This window comes from Cellulomonas sp. B6 (assembly GCF_001462455.1).
In the GTDB taxonomy this organism is placed as follows: Bacteria; Actinomycetota; Actinomycetes; order Actinomycetales; family Cellulomonadaceae; genus Cellulomonas.
Genome location: NZ_LNTD01000183.1, coordinates 1 through 3,513 on the forward strand (window position 1 = coordinate 1; position 3,513 = coordinate 3,513).

Below are 3,513 nucleotides of genomic sequence, written 5' to 3' on the forward strand. Positions count from 1 at the left end.
CGGGCGTGCTCGCGGGCGTGGACGTGCGCGTGGACGTGCGCCGGGCGCGTGCGGCCCGGGCCGTAGGATCAGCACCGACCCCCCACCGTCGCGAACCAGGGAGCACACCCGTGGGACGAGTCGTCGTCGACGTCATGCCGAAGCCCGAGATCCTCGACCCGCAGGGCAAGGCCGTGGCCGGTGCGCTGCCGCGGCTCGGGTTCGGGCAGTTCACGTCCGTGCGTCAGGGCAAGCGGTTCGAGCTCGAGGTCGACGGGCCCGTGACGCCCGAGGTCCTCGAGGCCGCCGCGGCCGCCGCCGAGCAGGTGCTGTCGAACCCCGTCATCGAGGACGTCGTGCGCGTCGCGGACATCGAGGCCGACGCGGCCGCGACCGTCTCGTCGCAGGGCCTGGCCTGATGGGTCGCATCGGGGTCGTCACGTTCCCCGGCACGCTCGACGACCGGGACGCGGCGCGCGCGGTGCGCCTGGCCGGCGGCGAGCCGGTCGCGCTGTGGCACGCGGACGCCGACCTCAAGGGCGTCGACGCGGTCGTGCTGCCGGGCGGCTTCTCCTACGGCGACTACCTGCGTGCCGGCGCCATCAGCCGGTTCGCGCCCGTCATGGGCGAGGTCGTCGACGCCGCGGGCAAGGGGCTGCCCGTGCTGGGCATCTGCAACGGGTTCCAGGTCCTCACCGAGGCGCACCTGCTGCCGGGGTCGATGATCAAGAACGACCACCTGCACTTCGTGTGCCGTGAGCAGGTGCTCAGCGTCGAGAACGCCGACACCGCGTGGACGCGCGCGTACGCGCCGGGCGAGCGGATCACGATCCCGCTGAAGAACCAGGACGGCCAGTACGTCGCCGACGAGCGCACGCTCGACGAGCTCGAGGGCGAGGGGCGCGTCGTCTTCCGCTACCAGGGCGGCAACCCCAACGGCTCGCGTCGCGACATCGCGGGCATCAGCAACGCCGCGGGCAACGTCGTCGGCCTCATGCCGCACCCCGAGCACGCCGTCGAGGCCGGTTTCGGGCCCGACGGCCCGGCCGGCCCGCGCAGCGGCACCGACGGTCTGCGGTTCTTCACCTCGGTCCTGCAGGCGCTCGTCTCCTGACCGCGCGCCGACCTCCGGAGCACGACGTGGCGGATCGTCTCGGCGACGTGCGCGTCGAGCGCGTGGCGTGGGACGACGCCGAGGCGCACGCGTTGCGCGTCGCGCAGCAGGCCGAGCTGCGCGAGCGCTACGGCGACGACGACATCGGGCACGCCATGACCGGCGACGGGATCGTCGTGACGGTGCTCGTGCGCCTCGACGGCGCTGCCGTCGCGTGCGGGGTGCTGCGCGACGTGTCCGCCGGGCTGGGCGCGGGCACGGGCGAGGTCAAGCGCATGTACGTGCGCCCTGACGCCCGCGGGCGCGGGTTGTCGCGCCGCGTGCTGGCCGAGCTCGAGCTCGCGGCCCGCACGCACGGGTGCACGCGGCTCGTGCTGGAGACCGGGGTGCTGCAGCCCGAGGCGATCGGCCTGTACCTCGCGGCGGGGTACGTGCCGGTCGAGAACTACGGCGAGTACGTGGGCGTCGTCGACTCGCGCTGCTTCGAGCGTGACCTGACCGCCCCCGCCGCCCCCGTCGTCCGTGACCGCCCGGGCGCGCGGCCCGAGGTGACGGTCGACGTCGAGCAGGTCGCGTGGGACCACCCCGACGCGGTCGCGCTGCGGCGCGCGATGGTCGACGAGCTCGCGCCGCTGTACCCCGAGCACGCGCTCGACGGACCCGCGGCGTTCGCGCTGCTCGACGCCGACCACGGCGGCACGGCGCTGACGACGGTGCTGCTGCGACGCGACGGCGCACCCGTGGCGTGCGCGACCCTGCGGTCCGCCGCCGCGTGGGGTGACGACGCCGGTGAGCTCAAGCGCGTGTACGTCGCTCCTGCGGCGCGCGGCGCCGGGCTCGCCCGCCGGCTCGTGCGGCACGTCGAGGACGCGGCGCGTGAGCGCGGCCTGCGCCGCGTGGTGCTCGACACCGGCATCCGGCAGCCCGCCGCGATCGCGTTGTACCGGTCGCTCGGGTACTGGCCGGTGCGGCCCGTGGCGGGCTGGGAGGCGTTGCCCGTGTGCCTGTGGTTCGCGCGCGACCTGTGACGCGCGCCGGTCGGGACCGCGCCGTGCCGCGCTACGGCGTGAGGCCCGCGACCACGTTGACCAGCAGCGCGACGATGACGGTGCCGAACGTGTAGGACAGCAGCGCGTGCGCCAGCACGGTGCGGCGCAGGTCCGACGACCCGACGTCGGGGTCGGACATCGCGAAGCTCATGGCGACGGTGAACGCGACGTACGCGAAGTCGGAGTACCGCGGCGGCCCGGCCTGGTGGAAGTCGATCCCGCCCGCGGGCGGCGTGAACCACATGCGGGCGTACCGCATCGCGTAGACGGTGTGCAGCGAGGTCCAGGACGCGACGACCGCGACGAGCGCGGCGGCGAGCGCGACGACGCGCCCCCGGTCGTGCGTCGCGAGGACGACGCCCACGCCGACGAGGCTCATGACCCCGGCGACCAGCACGATCGCGTGCGTCGCGAACCGGGTCGGCTCCTCGCGCGTCGCGTGCGTGCGTGTCTGCTCGGCGTCGAGCGGCCAGCAGAACGACCACGTCCACACCGCGTAGACGAGCCCGGTGGTGGCCCACCCGCCCAGCACGGCGGCGACGACCGACGACCACGGGACGGCCGTCTGGACGACGAGCGACACGGCGACGCCCGCGACGGCGGCGACCACGAGCCGCGTCGCCGGTGTCACGTCTCCCCGCGCGACGTCCCTGGCCACGGCCCCATCCAACAGCGCCTCGGCCGTGCCCGCACGGAACCGGCTCGGAACCGGCGCGGTGCGCGGTCCGGAGCGGCGCGGGCGGGGGTGACCGGGCAGGTGCGTCGACCGCCCGGGCGGCGGTCGGCGCCTCACCTGGACGGTCCCGGCGAGTGCCGGGCGGACGGAGGTCCCGGGCCGCGGCGCCCGGCCGCTGCCAGTGTCGGGCCATGTCGACGAGCACCCGCCCCGCGCCCGACCTCGGCACGGCGTCCCGGTGGCGGAACCTGGCGCTGTACGCGTTCGCGGTCTTCGGGTGGGAGCTCGTGGTCGGCCTCGCGCTCGACGGTGCGATCCGCGGCGCCGTCGGCGACCGGTGGGCGCCGGCCGTGCACTGGCTCGTCACGGCCGCCGGGTGGCTCGCCGGGGCGCTGCTGCTCCTGCGGCACGCGCCGTGGCGAGCCGACGACCCCGTGGCGGCGCCCGTGGGTCCCGGGCGCGCGCGTCGTGCCGCGTACGCCGCCGCGGCTCTGGTGCTCGCCGTCGGGTCGCGCGCGGCGCTGACGCACGAGTGGAAGCCGCTCGCCGAGGCGGCGCGGCTGCACGACGACGTCGGCTCCGCGTTCGCGCCCAGCCTCGCGGCGCTCGTCGTGTACTACCTCGCCGAGGTGCTGGTGATCGTGACGCTGCTCGGCTACGGGCAGCGGTGGGGCGAGGCCGCGCGGGGGCGGAGC

At 75.9% G+C, this 3,513-nt stretch carries 4 protein-coding genes and 1 pseudogene; 4 read left to right on the plus strand and 1 reads right to left on the minus strand.

Going from position 1 to position 3,513, the window contains the following annotated elements:
- Positions 1–110: 110 nt before the first annotated feature.
- From purS to ATM99_RS15280, 3 genes are read left to right on the plus strand one after another with little or no spacing between them, the layout of a single operon-like run.
- A complete protein-coding gene (purS, locus tag ATM99_RS15270) occupies positions 111–398 on the plus strand; it encodes a phosphoribosylformylglycinamidine synthase subunit PurS (protein ID WP_046529196.1) in 288 nt (95 codons plus the stop codon).
- Positions 398–1,093 (plus strand): phosphoribosylformylglycinamidine synthase subunit PurQ, encoded by a 696-nt coding sequence (gene purQ, locus ATM99_RS15275; RefSeq protein WP_062103720.1) that lies wholly within the window; start codon positions 398–400, stop codon positions 1,091–1,093. The genes purS and purQ overlap by 1 nt, the downstream gene beginning before the upstream one ends.
- Positions 1,094–1,119: 26 nt before the next feature.
- Positions 1,120–2,121, plus strand: a complete 1,002-nt coding sequence (locus ATM99_RS15280; RefSeq protein ID WP_062103721.1) for a GNAT family N-acetyltransferase — start codon at positions 1,120–1,122, stop codon at positions 2,119–2,121.
- A 31-nt stretch (positions 2,122–2,152) separates the two neighbouring features.
- Here ATM99_RS15280 and ATM99_RS15285 read toward each other — a convergent pair whose 3' ends face one another.
- Positions 2,153–2,800, minus strand: coding sequence for a DUF1345 domain-containing protein (locus ATM99_RS15285; protein ID WP_150118323.1), 648 nt, complete (start codon positions 2,798–2,800; stop codon positions 2,153–2,155).
- A gap of 209 nt (positions 2,801–3,009) precedes the next feature.
- Here ATM99_RS15285 and ATM99_RS19070 point away from each other — a divergent pair.
- Positions 3,010–3,513: pseudogene (locus ATM99_RS19070) on the plus strand (hypothetical protein); the annotation flags it as partial.